A 24261-nucleotide genomic window follows, 5' to 3' on the forward strand; every position below is an offset into this window, starting at 1 on the left:
GAGCCTCGCCCGCTCCGGTCAGGAGGCCGCCAGCCGGACCGTGTGGGCGTCGGGGATCGCGGCGTAGCGGTCCGGGGTGCAGGTGAGCAGGATGACCTGGACGTCCTCACCGGCCGTGCCCCGGGCGAAGGAGAAGACCCGGCCCATCTGCTCGAGGCGCTGCGGGTCGGAGTAGCCCAGCGCGTCGTCGATGACCACCGGCACCCCCTGGGCGGGGTCCACCAGATGCGCCACGGCGATCCGGGCGAGGATGCCGAGCTGCTCCTTGGCTCCGCCGGAGAGCTCCTCGAAGGGCACCGTCAGCCCGTCGAGCGTGCGGGCGCGCACGCTCAGCTGCTCGTCGACCGTGACGGCGAAGGTCGGCCCGTAGACCTGTCGCCCGAGCCGCTCGAGCGCGTCGGTGAAGGGCCGGACGTAGGCCCGGTGCGCCGACTCGCGGTGCTCGCGCAGGGTGCTGCGGAGGTGTCGCACCGCGCGGGCCCGGCGGTCCAGGCCGCCGAGGCGTCGCTCGGCGTCCTCGAGCGCCGACTCGGCGAGGGAGTAGAGCTCCTGTCGACCCTCGCCGGCCGCCAGCTCGACCTGGCCGGTGAGGGTGTGCAGCCGCTCGCGGGCCTGCTCCACGTCGTCCCGGGCGTGGCCGAGCGCCACCTGTGCCGCCTGCACCCGCGCGGCCAGACCCGGGACGTCCGCGGCACGCACGGCGTCCTCGGCGCGGCGGAGCTCGTCGCGGGCCGTCTCGAGCGCCTCCGTGCGGTCCCGGGCGAGGTCGAGCAGCACCTCGTCCGGGCGTTCTGCCCGCTCGCGCTCCAGCAGCTGCCTCTCCTGCTCCAGGCGGGGGCGCTCGCTCGTGAGGCGGCCGTGCAGCCGGTCCAGGGCGGCCGTCGCCGCGGCGGCCTCGTCCCGCGCCGCGGCGGCCGTGGCGGCGGCGTCGCGACGGGCCTCTCGCGCCTGCCGGACGCGGCGGCCGGCAGCTCGCTCGGCCTCCACCGCCGCCGCCCCCGCACGCTGGTCCTGCTCCTCGGTGACCTCCCACCCACCGTCGCCGCCCCCGGCGTCGTCCGCCCCGGTGGGCGGGCCTGGCTGGCGGGCACCCGGGTCGCGACCCGGGCCGGCCACCCCGGCCTCGAGGAGCGCCACCCGCTCGCGGCAGGCCCGGACCCGGTCCTGCAGGGCGGGCGGCAGGCACCCCGAGGCGAGGGCCTCGCGCCGGTCCGGCTCGCGGATCCCACGTGCGGCGAGCATGGAGGTGAGGTCGCGCTCGGCGTCGCGCAGCCGCTCGGCCGCCTCCGCCGCGGCGACGGCCCGAGCCCGGACCTCCTCGACGCTCTCGCAGCCCAGGTCCTGCAGGGTGCGGGTCAGGGTCGTGCGCGCCCCCTCGAGCTCGGCCCGGCGTGCGTCCCCGTCCGGCGAGCGGACCACCACCCGGGCCGCTCCCGGCACGATCACCTCGAGGTCGTCGGTCGCCGTCAGCTCGCACGCCTGCCCCGCCCCGAGGTCGGTGGCGGCGACGCCGGACCCGTCCACCGCGCCCACCCTCACGCCGGAGGACGACGCCTCGACGCGCACCGCGGCACTGGCGGCCTCGTGTCGCGCCCGGAGCACGTCGACCTCCTGCGCCCGCCGGTCGACCTCCTGGCGCTGGGCCTCGGTGACGAGCGACCCGGGGCCGGCGGCCCGCTCGCGCAGGACGACCTGCAGCTGCTCCTGCAGGGTCGCCACCACCTGCTCGAGCCCGCTCAGCTCGGTGCGGCAGCGACCGAGCTCGAGGCGTCGGTCGGCCGCCTCGCGCGCGTCCCGCGCCTGCTCCAGCAGATCCTCGGCCTCCTCCAGTGCGGCCTCGGCGCTCATGAGGTCCCCCTGCGCCGTGGTGAGCCGCTCCCGCAGCGCCTCGCCCCGGTCGGCGAGGTCGGCCAGCTGCTGCTCGAGCGCCGCCACCACCTCGTCCAGGCGCGCCACGCCCTCGACCCGCTCGTGGCGGTGCGCGTGCGCCTGCCGGGCCGCCTCGGCGGCCGTGCGAGCGCGCTCGAACCGGTCCGCGGCCCGCTCGTGCCCGGCCACCACCTCGGCCACCGCATCGGCCCGCTCGCGGGCGTCACGCAGGTCGCCCTCGCGGACGCCCACCTGCTGCACCGCCCGACCGACGGCCTCCCGCGCCCGCTGCTGGCGGTCCAGGAGGTCCTCGGCCTCGACCAGGCGCCGGTGCGCCTCGGCGACCTCGGCCTGCGCGGCGTGGTAGGCCTCGATGGCCCCCCGGTAGTCCCCCGTGGGCCTGCCGGTCCGTGCGGTGAAGTAGCGGAGGTACTCCTCTTCGACGAGGCCCAGCACCTGTTCGCCGTCGCCGTCGTGCAGGTGCGCGTCCGCCGCGGAGTCCAGCGCCTGCTGGAGCACACCGCTGGACATCAACGGCACGAGGGTGCCGTCGTCGGACTGAGCCAGCCGCAGCGCGTCCCACAGGGTGGTGTCGAGGTGGGAGACGAGCTGCTCCAGGCGTGCCTGCGCCGCCGACCCGGCCAGCTGCTCGGGGCGCTCGCCCAGCACCTCCAGCTCGGTGCGCGGGCTGCGCAGCCACTGCTTGGCCAGCCGCACCCGGGTCCCACCGATGGTGAACTCGGCCTCGACGAACGGGCCCACGTCGCGCCCGATCGGCTGCAGCGCCTGGGCCCTCGCGCTGCGCGACGTGGCCTTGAGGTCCAGCAGCCGGTCGAAGGCCTCCAGCAGGGTCGACTTGCCGATCTCGTTGGGCCCCTCCACCACGACCACCCCGCTCTCCGGGAGGTGGACGGTGCGGGCGGTGACGCCACGCACGTCGCGCAGGGTGATCCGGTGCAGCCTCATGACCTGCTCCTGCTCAGCCGGTAGAGCAGCGAGAGTGCGTCCCGGGCGCTCTCCTCGTCGTCGGCCCGGCCGACGACGAAACCGTCCCCGGAGGCCGGCGCCGGTGCTGGTGCCTGCGGCTGCTCCAGCGCCTGGCTCTGCATCTCGTCGACCGCCGCCGCGAGGTAGCCACCCAGGCCGAGCTCACGCCATACCTCGTCGTCGGAGACGACCACGACCTGGCGGTGCTGCTCGCGCTCGACCATCGCCCCGAGGTGGTCGCGGTGCCGCTCCCGCAGCTCCTCGAGGCGTGCGTGCTGGGCGACGGTCAGGGTGCCGCGCAGGTTGAGGAAGAGGACCGTGCGGTCCTTGTCCACCAGGCCGCGCAGCTCGGCGTCCAGGGCGTCCAGGTCCGCGTCGGTGTCCACCTCCCGCTCGAGCACGAGGAAACGCCACGTCGCGACGGGGTGCGGCGTCACCTGCACGCGCTCGCCCACGGCCCGACCGGGGTCGACGTCGACGACGAGCGCGTGCCCGGGGTCGACCTCCGTCTCCCGGGTGGGCTCCGGCGCGCCGGGGTAGTGGATGTCCTCGCGGCCGGCCACCGCGGTGCGGGAGTGCCGGTCGCCCAGCGCCACGTAGTGGACCCGCCCCTCGTCCAGCGCGGCCGCGAGGGACGCCGTGCGGATCGTCGCCGCGTCGCGCCACTGCGGGTCGAAGTCGTCCACCCCTCCGTGCCCGACGACCACGCGCACGACACCGTCCGGGGCCGGGCCCTCGGGCAGCAGGTCGACCGCCTCGCCCACGAGGTCGCGCCCCGGGTGCTTGCTCTCCCAGGGTGCCGCGACGAGCTCCAGCCCCGGCGCCACCTCGTGCACCCCGGCGGCGTCCAGGACGTGCACGTGCGGGGGGCACTCGCGCGTGAAGACGTCGGAGCTGTAGACGGAGGCGGCGTCGAGCGGGTCGTGGTTGCCGGGCAGGAGGTAGACCGGCACCGGCACCGCTCGCAGGGCCTCCAGGGCACGACGCACCGTCTGCCCGGTGAGGTGGTTGCTCTCGAAGACGTCCCCGCTCACCACGACGAGCGCGCAGCCCTGCTCCTGGGCCACCCGCCCGAGGGCGCGGATCGCCTCGACGCGGGCAGCGCTGAACCGCGCCTGGGCCTCCGGCTCGAGGAAGCGGCGGGTCAGCCCGATCTGCCAGTCGGCGGTGTGCAGGATCCGCACCATCTCGTCCGCCCTCCTCTCGTCTCCGGCCGGGGTGTCGCTCCCACGGTAGGAGAGCGCACCGACAGACCCCGGCAGGCTCCGGCCGTGTCGGCGATCCGGGGCTCGTGCGCGCAGGGCCTCACGCCCCCACGACGGCGACGGTCGCGGCCCGGGCCAGCAGCGCGGTCGGGATGCCGAGGGCGAGGGTGAGGACGAGGTATGCCGCCGCCCGGCCCCGCGACCGCCGCCCGATCTCCCAGGTGTGCACCGCCAGGGTGCTCCACGTGGTCAGGGCCCCGCACAGCCCCGTGCCCAGGAGCAGGAGGAGCCAGGGGGCGAGGGTCCCGGACAGCCCGACCAGCACGCCCAGCGCGCCGGCCCCCACGACGTTGACGACCAGCACGCCGCGCACGGGTCCGAGCGGCGGCCGCGAGGCCAGGTGGCGCAGCACCGCACCGAGGGCCCCGCCCAGGGCGATGCACAGGACCGCCACCAGGGCGGGGACGCCGGTCACCGTCGGACCCGCCGCAGCGCTGCTCCCCCGGCCAGCGCCGCGGCCCCGACGCAGAGCAGCACCGTGGCGAGGAGGTAGAGCAGGGAGGTGACCGGGTCGACCGTCCCGAGGACGGCCACCTGCACCGCATACGTGGAGAAGGTCGTGAACCCGCCGAGCAGCCCGGTGCCCACCCCGGGCCGCAGCCACCACGCGTGAGCGGCGTGGTCGTCGTGGACGACCAGCCACGCCAGGGCCGCGCTGCCGAGCACGTTGACCAGCATCGTCGCCCACGGCCACCCGCCCGACCCGGGCTCGTGCACGAGCACCGACTCGACGACCCACCGCAGCAGGGACCCCGCCGCCCCGCCGACGGCGACGGCCGCCAGGGTCTGCGGGTGCAGCGGGTGCCGGGCGGACCCTGGGGACGAGGACACGGGGCGACCCTACCCGCGGTCGTACACTGGGCGGCATGGATCGATGGGGCACCGACGCGCAACCTCCGAGTCCCGGGCCGGGCGGCACCCCCGCCCGGCTGACCTGCAGCACGGGGGCCGCCACGTGCTGATCGTGGGCGGCATCGCCGTCATCGTCGTCCTCACCCTCATGACGGGCTACTTCGTCGCCCAGGAGTTCGCCTACGTCAGCGTCGACCGCGGTCGGCTGCGCCAGCTCGCCGATGACGGGGACGCCCCGGCGCAGCGGGCGCTCAAGGTCACCTCCCGGCTGTCGTTCACCCTCTCCGGCGCGCAGTTCGGCATCACCGTGACGGCGCTCATGGTCGGCTACCTCGGCGAGGCCCTGCTGGTGCGGGGGTTGACCGAGTCGTATGCCGAGTCCGGCTGGCTCGCGCGCGCCGCCATGATCTCGCTCTTCTCGATCGGCACCCTCACCTTCTCCACGGTCCTGCAGATGGTCATCGGTGAGCTGGGCCCGAAGAACTGGGCGATCGCCCGCCCGGTGCCGCTGGCCCGGGCGCTCTCGCGCAGCACGCTGGTCTACCTCACCGTGCTCGGCCCCGTCATCTCGTTCTTCGACAAGGCCTCCAACGCGCTGCTGCGCTCGGTGGGCATCGAGCCGGTGGAGGAGCTCCCGCAGGGAGCCACCCCGGAGGACCTCACCCGCATCATCGCCGAGTCGCACAGCGGCGGCACCCTCGACGAGGAGCTGTCCGTCCTGCTGGGCCGCGGCCTCGCCTTCCGCGACCGGGTCGCCGAGGAGGTCATGACGCCGCGGACCTCGGTGCAGACGATCCAGGCCGACGAGCCGGCCGGGGTGGTGCTCGAGGCGCTGGAGAGCGGGCACTCCCGCTTCCCCGTCGTGGGCCGGGACATCGACGACATCGTCGGCGTCATCGGTCTGCACGACCTGCTGGCCGTCGAGCCGCGGGCCCGGCACACCACCCTCGTGCGCGACCTCACCGACGACGCCCTCATCCTGCCCGAGTCGCTCCCCCTGCCGAAGGTGCTGGAGGCGCTGCGGGCCGGTCATCAGCAGCTGGCGGTGGTGGTCGACGAGTACGGCGGCTTCGCCGGCATCGTCACCTTCGAGGACGTGGCGGAGGAGGTCGTCGGGGAGATCTGGGACGAGGACGACGACGACGAGGCGACCAGCGCGGCCCGCGCCGGGGGGGTCTGGGACCTGTCGGCCCGGCTGCGCATCGACGAGGTCGCCCAGCTCACCGGGGTCGAGCTGCCCACGCACGAGCACTACGACACCTTGTCCGGGCTCGTCCTGGACCAGCTGGGGCGCACCGCCGAGGACGGCGACAGCGTCGTCGTCACGTGGACCAGCCGCGACGGCGAGGGCGACGAGTACGTCCATCTCGCCCGCCTCGACGTCGTGCGGACGCGGCGCTTCGTGCCCGAGGTCGTGACCCTCAGCCCGATGGTGACGCGGACCCTGGAGGAGTGGCAGGAGCTCGCCGAGGAGGAGCGCGAGCACCTCGGCGACGGGCTGGTGATCGCCGCACCCTCGGGCGGCGACGGCGCGGAGGTGGCCCGGTGAGCACCACCCAGGCCCTCCTCGTCAGCGTGCTGCTGCTCGTCGCCAACGGCTTCTTCGTCGGGTCCGAGTTCGCGGTCGTGGCCGCCAAGCGGCACCGGCTGGAGGAGCGGGCGGAGGCCGGCAGCCGCGCCGCCCGGGCGGCCGTCGACGCCTCGCGCGAGCTCTCCCTCATGCTGGCCGGGGCGCAGCTGGGCATCACGCTCTGCACGCTGGCGCTGGGCGCGCTGGCCAAGCCCGCCGTCGCCTACCTCCTCGAGCCGGTCATCGATGCCCTCGGGGTGCCCGACGTGGCCGTGCACGCCATCGCGGTGGCCATCGCGGTCTCCGTCGTGGTCTTCCTGCACATGGTGGTCGGGGAGATGGCGCCGAAGTCGTGGGCCATCTCCCACCCGGAGAGCTCGGCCATGATGCTGGCGCTGCCCTTCCGTGCCTTCACCTGGGTCGCGCGCCCGGTGCTCTGGTTGATGAACGCCCTGGCCAACCAGCTGCTGCGCCTCGGAGGGATCGACCCCGTCGACGCCCTCGGCAACGCCCAGACCCCGGCCGACCTGCAGCTGCTCCTCGCCCAGTCCCACGAGCACGGGGTGCTGGAGGACGCCGACCACCAGATCCTCACCGGTGCGCTGCGGCTGGAGGAGGAGACGGTGGAGTCGGTGATGTTCCCGACCACCCAGGCGGTGACGGTCCTGCGGACCGCCACCGCGGCGGACGTCGAGCGCCTCAGCCACGGCAGCGGACGCTCCCGGCTGTTCGTCGTCGAGCCCACCGGCCGCGAGGGTCAGCAGCGCATCCGCGGCCTGGTGCACGTGCGCGACGCGATCCTCGCCTCGGCCCAGGGCCGGGGCGACCGCCCGCTCGGGGACTTCCTCCAGCCGGTCGCCTCCCTGCCGGCGTCGATGCCGCTCATCGACGCCGTCTCCAGCCTGCGCCAGCAGCGCGGCCAGCTCGCCCTCGTGCGGGACGACCAGGGGCGGGCCGTGGGCATGGTCTCCATGGAGGACATCCTCGAGCAGATCCTCGGCGAGTTCGACGACGAGTCCGACACCGGGTCGGCCGACGAGCCGGGCGCGGTGGCCGCCCGCCCCAGCCACGCCTGAGCGCCGACCCGCCCGCCACGCGTCAGCGGTAGCGGTGGTCGACGGCCTCGCCCTCCGGGGTCGGCGCGAGCACGTTGCCCGGCCCGTCGCGGCCGTGGTCGATGCCGCGCTCGAGGCCGAACGCCTCGAACAACGGGGTGATCATGGCGTCGTAGGCCCAGGGCGCCCAGCGGTACCCCCACGCGGTGGGTGCGGTCAGCGCGCCCACACGTCGCAGCCGACGCGGGCGGGCGAGCACCCGGACCACCTGTCGGGCCGCGTGCTCCGTGGACACCGAGGGCGGGGCGGGGCGACCGCGCCGGCCCTGGTAGGTGCCGGCCTGCACGTAGACCGGGGTGCGGACCGCCCCCAGCCCGACCAGGCTCACGTGCACCTGCGGCAGGGAGCGGGTCTCCACCTGCAGGCACCGAGCGAGCCCGTGCACCCCCCACTTGGCGGTGCAGTAGGACGACATCGTGGGCACCGGGATCTCACCGAGGAGGGACCCGACCAGCACCAGGTGGCCCGCGTCCCCCGCCCGGGCGAAGGCCCGCAGCGCCTCCTGCGCCACGTGCGCGGTGCCGTTCAGGGTGGTCCGGACCGCGGCGTCGAAGACGTCCGCCGGGACGTCCTCGAACCTGCCGTAGGCCAGCGTGGCGGGCGCGTGGACGACGGCGTCGGGCGGCGGCACACCCGCCAGGAGGCGGGCGACCGCCGAGCGGTCCGCGACGTCGCAGACGTGCACGGTCACCTCGCCGGCACCGTGGGCCCGGCACTCCGCGGCGGCGTCCTCCAGCGGGCCGGGGCTGCGCGAGGCGAGGTGCAGGTCCCAGCCCGCGGCCGCGAGCTGGTGCGCGGTGGCCCGGCCCACCCCGCTGGATGCTCCGGTGATCAGGGCGCGCACTCGTCCTCCAGGGACCGGGCCGCCCGGCCGTGGCGGGGCGGCACGCGACCGGCGCGGACCCGGTCCAGCGGCCTCCCGGGCCGCACCCATCCGCCGTGCACCTGCTCACCCTCGACGGGGGCGAAGAGGTTGCCCTCGCTGTGCTCGGCGGAGGTGCGGGTCATCGCGACCGCGTGGAAGACCCGGGTGACGATGGCGTCGTAGAGGCCGGGGAGCACCGTGAAGCCCAGGGCGACCCACGGTCCCAGCGTGCCCACCATCGCCGTCCGGCGGGGCCGGTCCAGGCAGGACAGGATCGCCTCGGCCACGGACTCCGGGCTGTCGACCGGGAGCGGGGGGCGCCGCCCCAGCCGCAGCCGGCTGGCGGCGTGCTCGTAGATGGGGGTGTCCACCGGGCCCGGGGCCACCAGGCTGACCCGGACGTGGCGGTGCCGGCGCTGCTCCACCTGCACGGTCCGGACCAGCCCGTGCAGGGCCCACTTGGCCGTGATGTAGCTCGACATGTAGGGGGTCACGACCCGACCGAGCAGCGAGCCGACCACCACCAGGTCGCCCCGGGAACCCCGGGAGTGGAAGTGGTGCAGCGCCGACCGGATGACGTTGGCAGCGCCGAGCAGCGTCACCTCCAGCACCCGGTCCAGGTGCTCCTCGGGCAGCTCGCGGAACTCCGCGTAGGCGATGACCCCGGCCGCCTGGACGACGGCCTCGACCGGCCCCGCCTGCGCGAAGGCCTCCTCCACCGCGGCCCGGTCGGTGACGTCGCAGACCATGGTGCCGACCGACGGGGAGCCCGCGGCGCGGCACTGCCGGGCCGCCTCCGCGAGGGCCGGGGCGGAGCGGGACAGGAGCACGAGCGGAGTGCCCCGCGCGGCGAGGGCCAGAGCGGTGGCCAGCCCGATGCCGCTGGACCCACCGGTCACCAGCACCGGACCGCGCGCGTCGCCGGGCACGTCCCTCCGCGACCGCCGCGACCGAGCCGTCACAGCCGCCTCACCCAGGGCTGGCGCAGCACCGGGGTCAGGTGGGGCCACAGCCCCGCCGGCACGAGGCGGGCACCCGTCATGAGCGCCCGCATCCGGCGGGGGAAGACGAGCACCGAGCGGTCCCGGGCCAGCCCGTGGAGGATCCGCGCGGCCGCGTCCTCGGCGGTGATCTTGAAGGGCTGCGGGAAGTCGGCCGAGTCCGTCATCTCGCTGCGCACGAAGCCCGGCAGCACCGACATCACCCGCACCCCGTCCGCACGCAGGGAGGCGCGCAGGGCCTCCAGCAGGTTGACCACGGCCGCCTTGGTGGGCCCGTAGTAGTCGGCGCCCGGGACTCCCCGGTAGGCGGCCACCGAGGCGACCCCGACGACGGTGCCGCCGCCCTGGGCCCGCAGGGTCGGCAGGGTGACGTCGAGGCACTGGCCCAGGCCGAGCAGGTTGGTGCTCACGTGCTGCTCGAAGGACTCCTGGTCCCACTCCCCCACGTCCGACACCTGCCAGGTGCCGGCGCAGTAGACGACGAGGTCGAGACCCCCGAGCTCGGCCAGCACGCCGTCGTAGGCGCTGCGCACGCTGTCGGCGTCGGTCACGTCCACGGTGACCGGGCGCATCCCCGTGCCCTCGCACAGCTCACGCAGCCGCTCCTCGCGCCGGGCGCTGACGACCACCTCGGCCCCGGCCTCGTCCAGCGCCCGGGCGAGCGCCGCCCCCAGGCCGCTGGAGGCCCCGACCATCCAGCACCGCGCACCCTCGACCTGCACGGGGACCTCCTGGTTCGGGACACGGTGACGCCGCCGGGGCGACCGGTCCCACGGTAGTCAGCCCGGGCCGTGCGCGCGCGTCGGCCTGCCCGGGTATGACGAAGCCCCGGTTCCGCACACGGGGTGCGGCCGGGGCTGTCGTCGGGGCGGGAGCGTGCTCGCCGCGGTGGGCTGGGGTCAGCCGACCCGGCCGTAACCGGAGACACCGTCGAACACCGGGCGCAGATCGAGGACCTTGCCCGGTCGGGGCGAGTCGTACATCATGCCGTTGCCGGCGTAGATGCCGATGTGGTAGGCGGGGTACCCGTAGAAGATCAGGTCGCCGGGCTGCGGGTCGCTGACCGGGGTGGCGTACGCCTGCTGGGCGGCGGCGGTGCGCGGCAGCGAGATGCCCACCGCCGCGAAGACGTAGCTGGTGAAGCCGGAGCAGTCGAAACCGGCCGGGGTGCTGCCACCCCACTGGTAGGGCGTGCCGACCAGGCCGGCGGCGATACCGAGCACGCCACCGGTCGGGGCGGGAGCCGCGGCGGGCTCCGGCTGGGACTGGACGGCCGGCTCGGCCGGGGCCGCGGGCTCCGGGGTGGCGGTGCGCTCGTTGGTGCGGCTCGCGCTGGTCTCCTCACGGGCGGAGACCTGCTCGGTGACCTGCTCCTGCGCGGGAGCGGCCTGCTCCTGCTGCGCGGGGGCGGCCTGCGCCGGCTCCTCGACCTCCACCTCGACCTCGGGGGTGTAGGCGGAGAACCCGCCGATCCCGAAGGAGTCGAGCTCGATGTCGGACGGGGCGGCGACGGCCTCGGCCGGACGGTCCACGGTGACCGTGCGGTCGGCGCTGACGCCCACACCGAGACGGAGCAGGCCGTCACGGTCCTGGGGCACCTCGGGTGCTGCGTTGGCGCTCAGCGCCGCACCGGCCAGCAGGCCGGTCGACGTCGCGGCCACGGCCGCCGTGCGGGTCAGGGTGATGCTGGTCGTGCGGAGACGACCGGGCCGACGGTGGCGGCCGGTGGTGCGCTGCGTCATGTAGATCCTCCAGTGCCTGCGGGGTGAGCTGTCGGGCTTCGGGCTGGAGTGCCCCTGGACCGGGTTGGCCGGTCCTTCGCCCCAAGGAGCCGCAGGGGCGGCTCCAGAGGTGGTTCCCCCGCTCCTGTCAAAGCGGTGTCGTACGTGCCACGGCCCCGATCGGCGCGCGGACAGGACTAGGCAGTCGCGCTCGGGGGTCCCCCCAGGGAGGAGGACTCTTCGAGGTTACACAGGGGTGCCACCAAATGTCACGCTCAGGTAACGACGGTGTGGACGGCCCGTGACCCCGTCACCCGTCGCAGGGCACCTGACCTGCGACGATGCCGAACCACTTGACCATTCTTCCAGGTAACGAGTGAGTCATCTCACAGCAACATCGGCGCCGGTGACGACACAGAACACGTGCCCGGCCACGTCCTGCGGCAGGGACACGGCCTCCCCGTCGACGGCTCCGACGATGGTCCGCCCCTCCTCGCCCCAGATCTCCACGTCGGCCCCCGGGCGGATGCCGGAGTCGAGGAGCAGGCCCAGCACCTCGGGGTCCACCTGCACCGGTTCGCCCAGACGTGCGACCCGGGCCGTCGTGCGCCCGCCCCGCTCGGCGATCTCGCTGCTGGCCTCTCCGTCCGCCGCCGGGGCGTCGTCGCGCCCGAGCTCGGCGAGACCGGGCACCGGGTTGCCGTAGGGCGAGCTCGTGCCGTCCTCGACCAGCTCCAGGATGCGCCGCTCGACCTGCTCGCTCATGACGTGCTCCCACCGGCACGCCTCGTCGTGCACGAAGGCGGGGTCGAGGCCGATGACGTCGGTGAGCAGGCGCTCGGCGAGCCGGTGCTTGCGCATGACCCGCACGGCAGCGGTGCGCCCCGCCTCGGTGAGCACGAGGTGGCGGTCCTCGGCCAGCTCCAGCAGGCCGTCGCGCTCCATCCTCGCCACGGTCTGGGAGACCGTGGGACCCGACTGCCCCAGCCGCTCGGCGATCCGCGCCCGCATGGGCAGGACGCCGTCCTCCTCCAGCTCGAAGACGGTCTTGAGGTACATCTCCGTCGTGTCGATCAGATCGCCGCTCACGGCGCCATCCTACGGTCGAGGTCCGACATCGCGTCCCGGTCGGCGGAGGTCACGGCTGGATCCGCCCGCGCCGCCAGGAGTCGGGCTCGTCCAGCCCGCCGGGCGCCACCCGGGTCCAGACCAGCCGGTCGTGCAGCCGGTTGCGCCGGCCGCCCCAGACCTCGACCCGCTCGGCCCGCACGCGATAGCCGCCCCAGTGGGCGGGCAGGGGCACGTCGTCGGCGTCGCCGGTGTCCGGCCAGCGCTCCTCGCACTGGCGGTATGCCTCCTCCAGCACCGCGCGGTCCGCCACCGGGTCGCTCTGGGCCGAGGCGTGGGCGCTGATCCGCGAGCCGTAGGGGCGGCTGCGGAAGTAGTCGGCGACGAGGTCGTGCTCCAGCGCCTCGGCATACCCCCGGAAGCGCACGGCGCGGAACATCGAGGGCCAGGTCAGCGAGACCGCCACCGCGTCGTTCTCCCGCAGCTGCCGCCCCTTGGCCGAGGCGGTGCTGGTGAGGAACCCGGGGCCGCGGCCGTCCAGGAAGCGCATGAGCACGGTGCGGACGTCCGGCATACCGCTGCCGTCGACGGTGGCCACCGAGATGGCCGACGGCTCGGGCACGTCACCCTGCTCCTGCTGCCGCGCGATCGCGGCGTCCAGCCACGCCTGCACCAGGGGCAGCGGCGCGTCCGGTGCGTCCGCCTCGACGATGCCCTCGCCGCTGTAGTCGGTGCGCCCGCCCAGGGCCGGCGTGCCGGTCACCGCTTGCCCCGTCGGGGCAGGTGCACGGTGCGGCGCAGCTCGTCCGGGGTCTGCCGCTTGCCCGGGTCGGCGTTGAGCAGCAGGGTGTCGAAGGCGGCGTCGGTGTGCGGGTGGACCCCCACCGGCTCGTTGCGCGAGAACACCACCCAGTAGGGGTGGCCCCGGTGGAAGACCTGCTGCAGCGACCCGTCCACCACGGTGTCGGCGTGCGCCATCGCGTGCTTGCGCGGGTTGGTGCGCGCCTTGGAGGCCTGGTCCTGCACGAACTTCGTCGCCGGCTCGCGCTGCTTGAGGATCTGGTCCACCACCTGGGGGCCGTACTTCTGGGCCAGGGCGTAGACGACCGGACCGTACTTGATCGCCTGCTTGGCCAACCGTGTCTTGCCAGCCACGGGTCCTCCTGCGGGTCTCGGGGTGCGCTGCCAGCCTAGGCGGTGCACCGGTGTCGATAGGTCAACGCCCGACGGCATACCCCTGCATCCCGCGCGGGTTGGCCGCGGCGCCGAGCACGCCGGTGTCCGGGTCGCGGCTGACCGCGCACATCCGCCCGAGGCTCCACGGTCCCTGGTCGAGCACCTCGTGGCCGCGTGACCGCAGCCCGTCCACCACCTCCTCGCCGAGGCGGGACTCGGCGACGAGGACGCCGGGCTCGCTGGCGCGGGGGTGGAAGGAGCCGGGGAAGCTCGTCGTGTGCACGTTGGGGGCGTCCACGGCCTCCTGCAGCCCGAGCCCGCCGACGAGGTGGCGCAGCAGGAAGACGCTCTGCCACTGGTCCTGCTGGTCGCCGCCGGGGGTGCCGCAGGCGAGCACGGGTATGCCGTCGCGCAGGACCATGGTCGGCGTGAGGGTGGTCCGGGGACGCCGCCCGGGGACCAGCGAGCTGGGCAGCCCCTGCTCGAGCCACATCATCTGCAACCGGCTGCCCAGCGCGAACCCCAGCTCGGGGATGAACGGGCTGGACTGCAGCCAGCCTCCGCTCGGGGTCGCCGAGACGAGCATGCCCCAGCGGTCGACGACGTCCACGTGGCACGTGTCGCCGCGGGTGACGCCGTCGCGCTGGACCGTGGGCTCCCCGGCCGTGGCGTCGCCGGGCTCCACCTCGGCCCCCTCGGTCTGCCGGGCCTGGGCCGCGACCCGCGGGGTGCGGCCACCGGGCGACCCCGGGCGCAGCTCGCGCGAGGCCTGGGCGGAGATGAGCGCGGCCCGCTGGGCGAGGTAGTCCTGGGCCAGCAGCTCGGCCACGGGCACGTGGACCTCGGAGCCCTCCTCGGCGCTGTCCCCGAACCACGCCTCCCGGTCGGCCATGGCCAGCTTCCAGGACTCGACGAGGGTGTGCACGCCCTCGACCGTGTCCAGGTCGACGTCGGCCCCCGGCCCGCCGGCGGCCTCGTCGACCATGGCGAGCACCTGCAGCAGCGCCGGTCCCTGGCCCCACGGACCGGTCTTGGCGATCGTGTGCCCGCGCCACTGCGTGGTGACGGCGTCCTCCCAGGTCGCCTCGAAGGAGGCGACGTCGTCGGCGGTGATCACGCCGGGGAGCACGGCGCCGCCGCTGTGCCGGAAGGCGCGCTCGGCGAAGGCCCCGACGGCCTCGGCGACGAAGCCCTGCCGCCATGCCCGCAGCACCGCGTCGATGCCACCCTCCCGGGTGGCTCCTCCCTGCACGGCGGCCTGCTCCTCCGCGAGCAGCCGCTCCAGGGTGTCCGCCCACGCCGGGTTGGTGACGAGGCTGCCCGGCTCTGGCGGCGCGCCGTCGACGAGCCACTGCTCGGCGGAGGTGTGCCAGTCGTCGGTGAAGAGCTCGGCCACCGAGGCGATGGTCGCGCTCACCCGCGGCAGGACCGGGTGGCCGTGCCGCGCGTAGTGCAGCGCCGGCTCCAGGGCCTGCCGGGCGCTCATCGTGCCCCGGTCGCGCAGCAGGGTGAGCCACGCGTCGACCGCCCCCGGCACGGCGGTGGCCAGCGGCCCGGACCCGGGGACCCGGTCCAGCCCCGCCTGGGCGAAGTGCTCCGGGGTGGCGCCCGCGGGGGCGGGCCCCTGCCCGCACAGCACCCGCGGGGTCGGGTCGTCCACGGAGGAGACGATGAGCGGCAGGTCACCGCCCGGCCCGTTGAGGTGGGGCTCGACGACCTGCAGGACGAAGCCGGCGGCGACCGCCCCGTCGGCGGCGTTGCCGCCGAGCTCGAGCATCCGCATACCGGCCGAGGACGCGGTCCAGTGCGTGCTCGACACCATGCCGAAGGTGCCGCTGAGGGTGGGGCGCGTGGTGAACGTCGTCATACCGCTCAGCCCAGCGTCGCGAGGACGGGGACGAGGATGAGGGCGGCCAGGGCCACCAGGACGACGACGCGACGGGTTCGGGCGCTCATCAGACCACCTTCTCAGGGAGGGGCTCGGTCATGCGCACCAGGTAGACCGGGCGCGGCCAGGTGGCGCGGAAGCGCAGCCGCAGCTGGTCGTGGCGCATGAGGTAGAGGGTCGCCAGCACCGCCGTGCCGCCGCACATGAGGGTGGCGATGAGCACGGTCGGGCGGGCGCCGAACTGCTCGGCGAACCAGCCGAGGAACGGCGAGCCCACCGGGGTGCCGCCCATGAAGACGGCCATGTAGAGCGCCATCACCCGGCCGCGCACCGCCTGGTCGACGGTGAGCTGCACCATGGCGTTGGCGCTGACCATGACGGTGAGCGCGCAGAGCCCGGTCGGCACGAGCAGGATCGTGTATGCCGTGAAGCTCGGCGCGAACGCGAGCGCGCCGGTGAGGACGGCGAAGGCGAAGAGGGACCCGAGCAGGAGCCGCCACCGCGGACGCTCCCGCCGGGCGGCCATGAGGGCCCCCGCGAGGGAGCCGATCGCCATGACCGAGCCGGTGATCCCGAAGTCGGTGACGCCCTTGCCGAAGACCTGGGTGGACATCAGGGCGTTGAAGATCTGGAAGTTCATCCCGAACGTGCCGTGCATGAAGGCGACGACGAGGATGAGCATGATGTCCGGTCGGCCGCGCACGTAGGCGATGCCCTCGCGGACCCGGCCGCGCGGTCCGGTGCGCGGCTTGCTCGTGAGCTGGCGCGGGTCCATCGCCAGCAGGGCCACGATGACGGCGACGAAGGTCAGCGCGTTGAGCAGCAGGGTGGGGCCGGTGCCGAAGGCAGCGATGAGCAGGCCCGCGACGCCCGGCCCGAGCAGCCGCCCGGAGTGGAAGGAGGCGGAGTTGAGGCCGACGGCGTTGGTGAGCTGCGCCTTGGGCACCATCTCGGAGACGAAGGACTGCCGGGCGGGGGCGTCCACGGCGGCGGCGGTGCCGGACAGGAAGGCCAGCACGAACATGTGCCACAGCTCCATGTGCCCGGTGAGCACGGCCACGCCCATGACCACGCCGAAGAAGGCCATGGCCGACTGGCTGACGAGCATGACGGAGCGCTTGGAGAAGTTGTCGCTGATGGCCCCCGCGAAGGGCGTGAAGAGCAGGATGGGCAGGAACTGCAGGCCGGTGACGATGCCGAGGGCCTGCGCCGAGTTGTCGGTGAGCTCGGTGAGCACCACCCAGTCCTGGGCCACCCGGCCCATCCAGGTGCCGGTGTTGGAGATAATGGCGCCGGTGGCGTAGATCCGGTAGTTGCGCACCGACAGCGCGGAGAACATCGCGCTCACCGGCCCTCCCCCCGGCGGGCCGTGCGGTCGCCCGCCCGGTCGGCCTCGAGGATCTGCTCGACGAGGTCCGTGGCCCGGCGCAGCAGGGCGCGGTCCTGCTCGCTCAGCCCCTCGAGCCGGGCGGCCATCCACGCGTCCCGGTGCTCGCGCTCGCGCTCGACGACCTCCCGGCCCTCCCCCGTCAGCGAGAGCCGGACCAGGCGACCGTCGTCGGCGTCGGGCGAGCGGACGACATACCCCTGGTCGGCGAGCTGGGCGACGCTGCGGCTCATGCTCGGCGCGCTCACCTGCTCGATCGCGGCCAGCTCGCCGAGGGTGCGCGGCTGCTCGTGCAGGCGCACCAGCACGCTGAAGTGGTGCGGGGCGATGGTGTTGTCGGCGTCGAAGCGCACCCGCCGCGCCACCCGCATGCAGGCGATGCGCAGGTCGTGCGCCAGGGCCGCGGTGGCGGGGTCCGGCGTGAGGTCAGGCATACGGTCGTTAGTTTAACTCATTACCTGACCTAACGACCTGCCGAGGGGGTATGCCGTCGGCCCCGCTGCCCGTGGTCCGCCACCGACCTGCTGGCTGCCGTGGGGACGGCATGCCGTGCGCGGTCATGGCCCCGAGAGGGCCACGGGCTCGCACAGCCTCCTGCCCTCACGTCCCGACACCGCCCCGGCTCAGCCCCAGCACGCACCTCCGTGCGCGGTCATGGCCCCGAGACGGCCACCACCGCGCACAGCCGCTCGCCCGCAGTGCCGCACAACGGGTGGCCTACGGGGACACCAGCCTCGCGTCGGTGGTGAAGGCGCAGCTCGGCGAGCAGGGCCCCGGCCGGCCGTCCCAGCCGTGTCGCCGCTGCACCAGTGCCACCTCGACCGCGAGCTCGCACGGGTGCAGGACGACATCGCTCCAGCCGGCCCGGAGCATGGCCCGGCCCTGCACCAGGCCGTTGCGGTCGCGGGCCCGGTCGAGGTGCTCGCGGTCCGCGTGGAACAGCGCCCCGTCGATCTCGACCCCGACACCGCGCTCCGGGTCGAGCAGGTCGAGGTACTGCAGCCCCTCCGTGGGGGTGGCCCCTCGGGTGCCGACCAGCTCACCCGACGGGGCCACCGCCACCTGTGGGGTCATGGTGGGGAGCCCGTGGGGCCGCTCGACGTCGCGGACGTAGCGCCACTCCGCCACGCTGCCCAGGCCCAGCTCGGCCGCCTCCAGCACCGTCTCGAGCTCGGCCCGCCGGGGATGGCTCGGGTGGTGGGCCAGCTCGGCCCGGAGCACGGCCGGGCTCGAGCGACCCGGCCGGCAGGCCCGCAGCAGCAGGGCCACCATCTCGTCGTCATCGGTCCGGGGCAGAGCCAGGACGTCGAGGACGCTCTGGTGCAGCCCGCTCACGGGGATGCCGGAGCGGACCGCCCGGGTCAACCGCCGTCGACGGCGCACCCGGACACCACGCAGGTCCGCGCGCAGGGTGCGGGCGGCCGGGATCGCGACGGTGATGACCGGCGGCCGACGGTCGCTGAGGCCCCACAGTGGCAGGGCGCACTCCTCGCTCGCGACGGCTCCCGGGCCGGCGGCCAGCACCGCTGCCGCCACGCGCTCCTGCCAGACGATGGGTCCGGAATGGGTGAGGTAGACCCCGCGGTGCATCACCTGCCACTGCCTCCGGGCGAGCAGGCCGCGGACCTGCTTGGCCGACCGCCCGGCCGCCAGCGCCTGCTTCCTCGTCACGACCCCCTGCACGGGTCCAGCCTGACAGTGCGGCGACGTCCTTGGGCCCGTCGTCCACAGGGCACCCTCCCGCCGTGCACGGTCGTGGCCCCCAGAGGGCCACAGGTGCGCACAGTCATGGCCCCGAGGTGGCCTCCAGCCGCTCCACCCACCCGCCGTGCGCGGTCGTGGCCCCCAGAGGGCCACGGGGGCGCACGGTCAGACGCCGAGCAACCCCCGGATCGGGTCGATGCCGAAGTAGACGAGGAAGAGCACGGCCACCAGCCACATGAGCGGGTGCACCTGCTTGGCCTTGCCGCGCACCACCTTGAGCAGGACCCACGTGACGAAGCCGGCGCCGATGCCCGCGGTGATGGAGTAGGTGAACGGCATGAAGACGATGGTGAGGAAGGCCGGGAAGGCGATCTCGAGGTCGTCCCAGTCGATGCCGACGACCTGCTGCATCATGAGGAAGCCCACGACGACCAGCGCCGGCGTCGCGGCCTCGTGCGGCACGATCGCGACCAGCGGCGACAGGAAGGTCGTGAGCAGGAAGAGCACGCCGGTGACCACGGAGGCCAGCCCGGTCCGCGCGCCCTCGCCGACCCCCGAGGCGCTCTCGATGTATGACGTGTTGCTGCTCACCCCGCCGGCGCCACCGGCGATGGCACCGATGGAGTCGACGACGAGGATCTGCCGGGTCCGGGGCGGGTTGCCCTCCTCGTCCAGCAGCCCGGCCTCGGCGCCGACCGCGACCATGGTGCCCATGGTGTCGAAGAAGTCGGCCAGCATGAGGGTGAAGACGAGCAGGAACAGCGCCGTGAACCCGATGGCCTCGACCGAGCCCAGCAGGCTGAACTGACCCAGCAGCGAGAAGTCCGGAGCGGCCACGACGCTGTCCGGCAGGGCGGGCACCCCCAACCCCCACCCGGTGGGGTTGCTGCCGTCGGGGGCCTGCGGCCCGATCTCGAAGACCGCCTCGACGAGGATCGCCAGGAGGGTCCCGCCGACGATGCCGTAGAGGATCGCCCCCTGCACCCGCAGGGCCATGAGCGCGGCGATCGCGAAGAGCCCGACGAGGAAGACCACCGTCGGCCAGCCGGCGAGGAAGCCGCCGACGCCGAGCTCGACCGGGACCGGGCCGCTGGCGGGCCGGCGCACGATCCCGGCGTCGACCAGGCCGATGATGGTGATGAACAGGCCGATGCCGACGCTGATCGCCGTCTTGAGCTGGGTGGGCACGGCGCGGAAGACCGCCTCCCGGAACCCGGTCAGCACGAGCACGAGGATGATGATGCCCTCGAGCACGACGAGCCCCATCGCGTCGGCCCAGGTCATCCCGTCCAGGCTCGCGATGCCGTAGGCGACGAAGGCGTTGAGGCCCAGCCCGGTCGCGAGCGCCAGCGGGTAGTTCGCCACCACCCCCATGAGCACCGACAGCACCCCCGCGACGAGGGCGGTGCACGCGGCGATGACGGCCAGGTCCCCGCCCGCGAGCAGCTCGCCGGTGCCGTCGGGCACGGTGCCGATGATGAGCGGGTTGAGCACGACGATGTAGGCCATCGTGAAGAAGGTCGCGAGCCCGCCCCGGAGCTCTCGCGCGAGCGTGGACCCGCGCTGCGAGATCTGGAAGAAGCCGTCGAGGGAACCCGGGGAGCGCGTGTCCGGCGCGGTGGTCGACATGCGCGTTAGCGTAGTCGGGTGAGCACCGGTCCCCAGCACGCCGACGACGACCCCGCCGCGGCCGGCCGCGGCGGACACCTCGCCCCCCTGCAGCCGCCGGAGGTGCCGCTGCGCACGATCACGCTGGTCCGCTGGGGGACCCTCGCCTGGGGGGTCGTGCTGCTCGTGCTGCTCGTCGTGCCGACGCTGCGCAGCGGCGACCGCGACTGGTGGGTGTGGGTGCCCGTCGCCGGGATCGTCGGTGGCCTGCTGGGGTATAGCTACCTGCGCCGCGGCAAGGGCAACGCCGCCGCGGCGTGACTCCGGGGCTCAGCGCTCGGTGAAGACGATCTCGGTCTCGTCGTCGAGCACCGGGGGGTCGATCTCCTCGCTGGGCCGCTGCTCGACGTCGACCTCGCTGTGGGCGCCGCAGCCGAAGTCGAGGGCCACGACGGCACCGTCGGCCGGCGACCACTCGTTGGCGCAGACGCCGAAGACCGAGCGCAGCGCGCCGGACATGGGGACGAAGTAGCCGCAGGTGCGGCACGGCGCGGGCGCCTTCCGGGCGCCCTCGCTGGCGGGTCCGTGCTCGCCGTCGTGCCAGCGGGTCGCCGCCGCGTCGCGACCCTCGGGCGAGAGGACGCGGGGGCGACCCAGGCCGAGCTCCCACAGGGCGACGGCGTCGACGTCCTCCTCGCCGGTGGCCTCGAAGCCGGCCTCCAGCCGCGGGTCGTCCTCGACGAAGGCGGTGCGGTCCCCGGGGCCGATGTCGCCGGGTGCCAGACGTTCGGCGTACGGCACCCACTCCGGCGCGAGCAGCGCGCCCTCGCCGGGCAGCAGGTGCACCTCGCTGACGGTGGCCTTGCGCGCCCGCGGGACCCGGGAGAGGGTGACCGCCCAGCGCCAGCCCGGGTAGGCGGAGGCGGAACAGGCGAAGTAGTGCGTCGCCAGCCGCTCGGCCTCCAGCACCACCTCGAGGTGCTCGCCGACCGTCCCGGGCTCGGCGATCTCGAGAGCGGCGGCGCGGGCGACCTCGACCGCCCCGGTCAGGACGGCATCGCTCTTCGGGCTCCTCGCGGTGGGCATCCGGGTTACTTCCCCGCCTCGAACTGGTCGGCGACCGCGCGCAGCGCCTTCGCCATGGCCGTGCCGTGCGGGCGGTCGGGGTAGTGACCCCGGCGCAGCGAGGTGGAGGCCTGGTCCAGCAGGGTGATGAGGTCCTCGACGACGACCACCATCTCCTCGGCCGGCTTGCGGTCCCGCATCGACAATCCGCGGGAGACCGAGGGCGCCGGGTCCATGAGCCGCACGTGCAGCGCCTGGTCGCCGCGCTTGCCGGCGACGATGTCGAACTCGACCTTGCTGCCGCGCTCCAGCGCACCGACGCCGTCGGGCAGCGCGGAGCGGGGTACGTAGACGTCGTGGCCCTCGTCGCTGGACAGGAAGCCGAAGCCCTTGTCCTCGTCGAAGAACCTGACCTTGCCGGTGGGCACGGAGAACCTCACGAAGGGTGTGGGGGATGAACGGGGTCCACCGAGGATATCCCGCACGAGGGCGCGGGTCGAATGGCTTCCCCGGGGCAGACCTCACCCCCGGTGCCGGATGGGCGGCACCGGGGGTGAGGCGACTCGCGTGTCGCCCCGAGCGACTAGACGCGGGCCTCCTCAGCGATGGGGTCGTAGGAGGCATCCCCCTCACTGAAGGCATAGGCGGACTCGCTGTGCTCGGACAGGTCGATGCCGCGCTCCTCGTCCTCCGGGCTGACCCGGAAGCCGATGGTCTTGGCGATGACGAGGGCGATGACCGTCGTCATGACACCCGTGTAGAGCAGCGTGAAGACGGTGGCCACGACCTGGGCGACCATCTGGTCCATGCCGCCACCGTAGAACAGGCCGCCGCCCTCGCCCTCGACCGGCAGGGCCACGAAGCCGATCATGACGGTGCCGATGATGCCGGCGACGAGGTGGACGCCCACCACGTCGAGCGCGTCGTCGTAGCCGAACTTGTACTTCAGGCCGACGGCGAGCGCCGAGCCGATCCCGGCGACCACGCCGAGGAGCAGGGCGCCCAGCGGGGAGACGCTGGCGCAGGCCGGGGTGATGGCGACCAGACCGGCGACGACACCGGAGGCCGCACCGATCGAGGTGGCGTGGCCGTCACGGACCTTCTCGGTGACCAGCCAGGCGAGCATCGCCGCGGCCGGGGCGGCCAGGGTGTTGACCCAGATGAGGCCGGCCTCCTCGGCGGAGCCCGCGGCGCCGCCGTTGAAGCCGAACCACCCGAACCACAGCAGGGCGGTGCCGATCATGACCAGGGGGATGTTGTGCGCCTTGTGGAAACCCTTGGCGAAGCCGGCGCGCGAGCCGATGACGTAGACGAGGACGAGCGCGGCCAGCCCGGCGTTGATGTGGACGACCAGGCCGCCGGCGAAGTCGATGGCCTCGCCGAAGGTGCTGCCGATCCAGCCGTCGGCCGAGAGCAGGCCGCCGCCCCAGACCATGAAGGCCAGGGGGCAGTAGACCAGGGTGACCCAGACGGGCACGAAGACCGTCCAGGACGCGAAGCGGGTGCGGTCGGCGATGGCGCCGGAGATGAGGGCGACCGTGATGATCGCGAAGGTGGCGCCGAAGCCGATGCCGATGAGGTCGCTGGTGCCGACCGCGCCGGTCAGGCCGAAGTCACCGGCCGGGTTGCCGACGATGCCCCCGAGCAGCGGCGGGGCCGAGCTCATGCCGTAGCCCCACAGGACCCAGATGACGCCGACCAGACCGATGGAGATGAAGGACATCATCACCATGTTGAGCGCGGCCTTGGCCCGGGCCATGCCGCCGTAGAAGAACGCGAGACCGGGGGTCATGAGCAGCACGAGCGCCGCGGACACCATGACCCAGACATCGCTTGTCGAGAGTTCCATCGTTGTGCCTCCAGTGAGTGGTGCGGACGAGTGACCTCCCTGGGGTCACGTCGTCGGGGTGGGAGGTCACGTCGCTGTGGGCACCAGTCAAGACCGGCCATGTTTCAGGACCAGGCGCATCCGCGTAACAAGTGTGTTGCCGATGTTTCCGTCGCGTAAATCTTTCGCCGCCACCGCGGGGTCCGGCCCTCAGGGGGACTGGAGCAGGGCGTGCGCGCGGGTCAGCCGGGCGCGCCACCAGGCCTCGCGCTCCGCGCCCCCCCGGTATGCCGTGAGCGCGGCCGGGTCGACCGCGTCCCGGGCCGCGTCGGCCCGGAGCACGGTGAGCCCTCCCCCCGCCGGCACGAGCGGCTCGGCGACGACGTCGGCGGCGAGCAGGGCCCCGGTGCCCAGGCCGCAGTCGTGCTCCAGGACGGGCAGCGCCGCGGCGAGCCGCACCCCCAGGGCCAGCCCCACCGAGGTGTCCAGGGCGGAGGAGACGACGGCGGGGAGGCCGGCCTGCTCGATGACGGCCAGCGCCCGCGCGACGCCGCCCAGCGGCGCCGCCTTGACCACCACCAGGTCGGCCGCCCCCCGGCGGGCGACCTCCACCGGGTCCTCGGCACGGCGCACCGACTCGTCCGCGGCCACGGGGACGTCGACCCCGGCCCGCGCCAGCGCCAGCCGGAGGGCGGCCAGCTCCGGCACGGTGGCGCACGGCTGCTCGGCATACTCCAGCCCCAGCGGCGCGAGGGCGGTGAGGGCCCGCACGGCGTCGTCCACCGACCAGGCGCCGTTGGCGTCGACGCGGATCCGCGCGGCCGGGCCGAGGACGCGCCGCACCTCGCGGACCCGCCCGAGGTCGTCGGCGAGCGACTGCCTGGCCTCCGCCACCTTGACCTTGGCGGTCCGCCGCGCGTCGTACCGCGCGAGCACCCCTTCGACCTCACCCGCGGCGACCGCCGGCACCGTCGCGTTGACCCCGACCGTGTCGCGCACCGGGTCCGGCAGCCCGCCCCACCCGGCCTCCACCGCGGCCTCGAGCCAGCGCGCGGCGTCCGCGTCGGCGTACTCGGTGAACGGCGCCCACTCGGCCCACCCGCGCGGCCCCCGCAGCAGCACCGCCTCCCGCTCGGTCACCCCGCGGAAGCGCACCCGCAGCGGCAGGGTCACCACGTGCGCGGAGGCCAGCAGCTCGTCGAGGTCGGGGGTCGGCGTCGGGGGCACCGCCCCAGGGTAGGCGGGCCCCGGAGATCCGCCTCGCGGACGCCCGCTGACCGGGTCGCGGAGCA

General features: G+C 74.5%; 23 protein-coding genes and 1 riboswitch. Of the genes, 3 read left to right on the forward strand and 20 right to left on the reverse strand.

Going from position 1 to position 24261, the window contains the following annotated elements; translation table 11 throughout:
- Nucleotides 1-18: 18 nt before the first annotated feature.
- From Q0967_RS02535 to Q0967_RS02550, 4 genes are all read right to left on the reverse strand, one after another.
- Nucleotides 19-2835 (reverse strand): AAA family ATPase, encoded by a 2817-nt coding sequence (locus Q0967_RS02535; protein ID WP_298748973.1) that lies wholly within the window; start codon nucleotides 2833-2835, stop codon nucleotides 19-21.
- Nucleotides 2832-4043 carry a metallophosphoesterase gene (locus tag Q0967_RS02540; RefSeq protein ID WP_298748974.1) on the reverse strand — a complete coding sequence of 404 codons (1212 nt, stop codon included), beginning with the start codon at nucleotides 4041-4043 and terminating at the stop codon, nucleotides 2832-2834. Before Q0967_RS02540 ends, Q0967_RS02535 begins: the two co-directional genes overlap by 4 nt.
- Before the next feature lie 118 nt (nucleotides 4044-4161).
- Nucleotides 4162-4536: a CrcB family protein gene (locus tag Q0967_RS02545; protein ID WP_298748975.1), complete on the reverse strand. Its 375-nt coding sequence runs from the start codon at nucleotides 4534-4536 to the stop codon at nucleotides 4162-4164.
- On the reverse strand, nucleotides 4533-4952 hold the full coding sequence (locus Q0967_RS02550; protein ID WP_298748976.1) for a CrcB family protein: 420 nt from the start codon (nucleotides 4950-4952) through the stop codon (nucleotides 4533-4535). The genes Q0967_RS02545 and Q0967_RS02550 overlap by 4 nt, the downstream gene beginning before the upstream one ends.
- A 43-nt stretch (nucleotides 4953-4995) precedes the next feature.
- Here Q0967_RS02550 and Q0967_RS02555 point away from each other — a divergent pair, with 43 nt between their 5' ends.
- On the forward strand, nucleotides 4996-6522 hold the full coding sequence (locus Q0967_RS02555) for a hemolysin family protein (RefSeq protein WP_299448946.1): 1527 nt from the start codon (nucleotides 4996-4998) through the stop codon (nucleotides 6520-6522).
- Nucleotides 6519-7619 carry a hemolysin family protein gene (locus Q0967_RS02560; RefSeq protein WP_298748978.1) on the forward strand — a complete coding sequence of 367 codons (1101 nt, stop codon included), beginning with the start codon at nucleotides 6519-6521 and terminating at the stop codon, nucleotides 7617-7619. Before Q0967_RS02555 ends, Q0967_RS02560 begins: the two co-directional genes overlap by 4 nt.
- Before the next feature lie 22 nt (nucleotides 7620-7641).
- On the opposite strand, the gene Q0967_RS02565 is transcribed toward Q0967_RS02560, so the two are convergent.
- The 12 genes from Q0967_RS02565 to Q0967_RS02620 all read right to left on the reverse strand — a co-directional run bounded on the left by Q0967_RS02565 (nucleotide 7642) and on the right by Q0967_RS02620 (nucleotide 20097).
- On the reverse strand, nucleotides 7642-8592 hold the full coding sequence (locus tag Q0967_RS02565; protein WP_299448948.1) for an SDR family oxidoreductase: 951 nt from the start codon (nucleotides 8590-8592) through the stop codon (nucleotides 7642-7644).
- Nucleotides 8490-9452: an SDR family oxidoreductase gene (locus Q0967_RS02570; protein ID WP_298748981.1), complete on the reverse strand. Its 963-nt coding sequence runs from the start codon at nucleotides 9450-9452 to the stop codon at nucleotides 8490-8492. Before Q0967_RS02570 ends, Q0967_RS02565 begins: the two co-directional genes overlap by 103 nt.
- A 29-nt stretch (nucleotides 9453-9481) precedes the next feature.
- A complete protein-coding gene (locus Q0967_RS02575) occupies nucleotides 9482-10246 on the reverse strand; it encodes an SDR family oxidoreductase (protein ID WP_298748982.1) in 765 nt (254 codons plus the stop codon).
- Nucleotides 10247-10423: 177 nt separating this feature from the next.
- Nucleotides 10424-11266, reverse strand: coding sequence for a C40 family peptidase (locus tag Q0967_RS02580; protein ID WP_298748983.1), 843 nt, complete (start codon nucleotides 11264-11266; stop codon nucleotides 10424-10426).
- Nucleotides 11265-11414: riboswitch (cyclic di-AMP (ydaO/yuaA leader) on the reverse strand. (Overlaps the previous gene by 2 nt.)
- A 212-nt stretch (nucleotides 11415-11626) precedes the next feature.
- Nucleotides 11627-12334, reverse strand: a complete 708-nt coding sequence (locus Q0967_RS02585) for a metal-dependent transcriptional regulator (protein ID WP_298748984.1) — start codon at nucleotides 12332-12334, stop codon at nucleotides 11627-11629.
- 49 nt (nucleotides 12335-12383) lie between these two features.
- Nucleotides 12384-13076: a pyridoxamine 5'-phosphate oxidase gene (pdxH, locus tag Q0967_RS02590; protein WP_298748985.1), complete on the reverse strand. Its 693-nt coding sequence runs from the start codon at nucleotides 13074-13076 to the stop codon at nucleotides 12384-12386.
- The gene (locus Q0967_RS02595) at nucleotides 13073-13468 is read right to left on the reverse strand and encodes a hypothetical protein (RefSeq protein WP_298748986.1); all 396 of its coding nucleotides are present in this window, start codon (nucleotides 13466-13468) and stop codon (nucleotides 13073-13075) included. The genes pdxH and Q0967_RS02595 overlap by 4 nt, the downstream gene beginning before the upstream one ends.
- 61 nt (nucleotides 13469-13529) lie before the next feature.
- Complete coding sequence (locus Q0967_RS02600; protein ID WP_298748987.1) at nucleotides 13530-15356, reverse strand: gamma-glutamyltransferase family protein; 1827 nt, start codon at nucleotides 15354-15356, stop codon at nucleotides 13530-13532.
- Nucleotides 15357-15444: 88 nt separating this feature from the next.
- The gene (locus Q0967_RS02605) at nucleotides 15445-16716 is read right to left on the reverse strand and encodes an MFS transporter (RefSeq protein WP_298749109.1); all 1272 of its coding nucleotides are present in this window, start codon (nucleotides 16714-16716) and stop codon (nucleotides 15445-15447) included.
- 5 nt (nucleotides 16717-16721) lie between these two features.
- Entirely contained in the window at nucleotides 16722-17198 is a 477-nt protein-coding gene (locus Q0967_RS02610) for a MarR family winged helix-turn-helix transcriptional regulator (RefSeq protein WP_298748988.1), read from the reverse strand.
- 283 nt (nucleotides 17199-17481) lie between these two features.
- Nucleotides 17482-18447 carry a hypothetical protein gene (locus tag Q0967_RS02615; protein WP_298748989.1) on the reverse strand — a complete coding sequence of 322 codons (966 nt, stop codon included), beginning with the start codon at nucleotides 18445-18447 and terminating at the stop codon, nucleotides 17482-17484.
- Nucleotides 18448-18633: 186 nt separating this feature from the next.
- On the reverse strand, nucleotides 18634-20097 hold the full coding sequence (locus Q0967_RS02620; RefSeq protein WP_298748990.1) for an NCS2 family permease: 1464 nt from the start codon (nucleotides 20095-20097) through the stop codon (nucleotides 18634-18636).
- Between the two features lie 18 nt (nucleotides 20098-20115).
- Between Q0967_RS02620 and Q0967_RS02625 the strand changes: the two genes are divergently transcribed.
- On the forward strand, nucleotides 20116-20397 hold the full coding sequence (locus tag Q0967_RS02625) for a DUF2530 domain-containing protein (protein WP_298748991.1): 282 nt from the start codon (nucleotides 20116-20118) through the stop codon (nucleotides 20395-20397).
- A gap of 9 nt (nucleotides 20398-20406) precedes the next feature.
- Here the strand turns inward: Q0967_RS02625 and Q0967_RS02630 are convergent, their stop codons facing one another.
- The 4 genes from Q0967_RS02630 to Q0967_RS02645 all read right to left on the reverse strand — a co-directional run bounded on the left by Q0967_RS02630 (nucleotide 20407) and on the right by Q0967_RS02645 (nucleotide 24196).
- Entirely contained in the window at nucleotides 20407-21162 is a 756-nt protein-coding gene (locus Q0967_RS02630) for a DUF3027 domain-containing protein (protein ID WP_299448954.1), read from the reverse strand.
- A 5-nt stretch (nucleotides 21163-21167) separates the two neighbouring features.
- Complete coding sequence (locus tag Q0967_RS02635) at nucleotides 21168-21569, reverse strand: cold-shock protein (RefSeq protein WP_298748993.1); 402 nt, start codon at nucleotides 21567-21569, stop codon at nucleotides 21168-21170.
- A 155-nt stretch (nucleotides 21570-21724) separates the two neighbouring features.
- Complete coding sequence (locus tag Q0967_RS02640) at nucleotides 21725-22990, reverse strand: ammonium transporter (protein WP_298748994.1); 1266 nt, start codon at nucleotides 22988-22990, stop codon at nucleotides 21725-21727.
- Nucleotides 22991-23179: 189 nt separating this feature from the next.
- Nucleotides 23180-24196 (reverse strand): o-succinylbenzoate synthase, encoded by a 1017-nt coding sequence (locus Q0967_RS02645; protein ID WP_298748995.1) that lies wholly within the window; start codon nucleotides 24194-24196, stop codon nucleotides 23180-23182.
- Between the last annotated feature and the right edge of the window lie 65 nt (nucleotides 24197-24261).

Source organism: uncultured Serinicoccus sp., from assembly GCF_947500995.1.
In the GTDB taxonomy this organism is placed as follows: domain Bacteria; phylum Actinomycetota; class Actinomycetes; order Actinomycetales; family Dermatophilaceae; genus Ornithinicoccus.

Bases quoted from the DNA above. Each gene is read 5' to 3' on its own strand.
- Q0967_RS02535 (WP_298748973.1), bottom strand. From the start codon at position 2,835: ATGAGGCTGCACCGGATCACCCTGCGCGACGTGCGTGGCGTCACCGCC.
- Q0967_RS02540 (WP_298748974.1), bottom strand. From the start codon at position 4,043: ATGGTGCGGATCCTGCACACCGCCGACTGGCAGATCGGGCTGACCCGC.
- Q0967_RS02555 (WP_299448946.1), top strand. From the start codon at position 4,996: ATGGGGCACCGACGCGCAACCTCCGAGTCCCGGGCCGGGCGGCACCCC.
- Q0967_RS02565 (WP_299448948.1), bottom strand. From the start codon at position 8,592: ATGGGTGCGGCCCGGGAGGCCGCTGGACCGGGTCCGCGCCGGTCGCGT.
- Q0967_RS02580 (WP_298748983.1), bottom strand. From the start codon at position 11,266: ATGACGCAGCGCACCACCGGCCGCCACCGTCGGCCCGGTCGTCTCCGC.
- Q0967_RS02600 (WP_298748987.1), bottom strand. From the start codon at position 15,356: ATGACGACGTTCACCACGCGCCCCACCCTCAGCGGCACCTTCGGCATG.
- Q0967_RS02605 (WP_298749109.1), bottom strand. From the start codon at position 16,716: ATGTTCTCCGCGCTGTCGGTGCGCAACTACCGGATCTACGCCACCGGC.
- Q0967_RS02610 (WP_298748988.1), bottom strand. From the start codon at position 17,198: ATGCCTGACCTCACGCCGGACCCCGCCACCGCGGCCCTGGCGCACGAC.
- Q0967_RS02620 (WP_298748990.1), bottom strand. From the start codon at position 20,097: ATGTCGACCACCGCGCCGGACACGCGCTCCCCGGGTTCCCTCGACGGC.
- Q0967_RS02630 (WP_299448954.1), bottom strand. From the start codon at position 21,162: ATGCCCACCGCGAGGAGCCCGAAGAGCGATGCCGTCCTGACCGGGGCG.
- Q0967_RS02640 (WP_298748994.1), bottom strand. From the start codon at position 22,990: ATGGAACTCTCGACAAGCGATGTCTGGGTCATGGTGTCCGCGGCGCTC.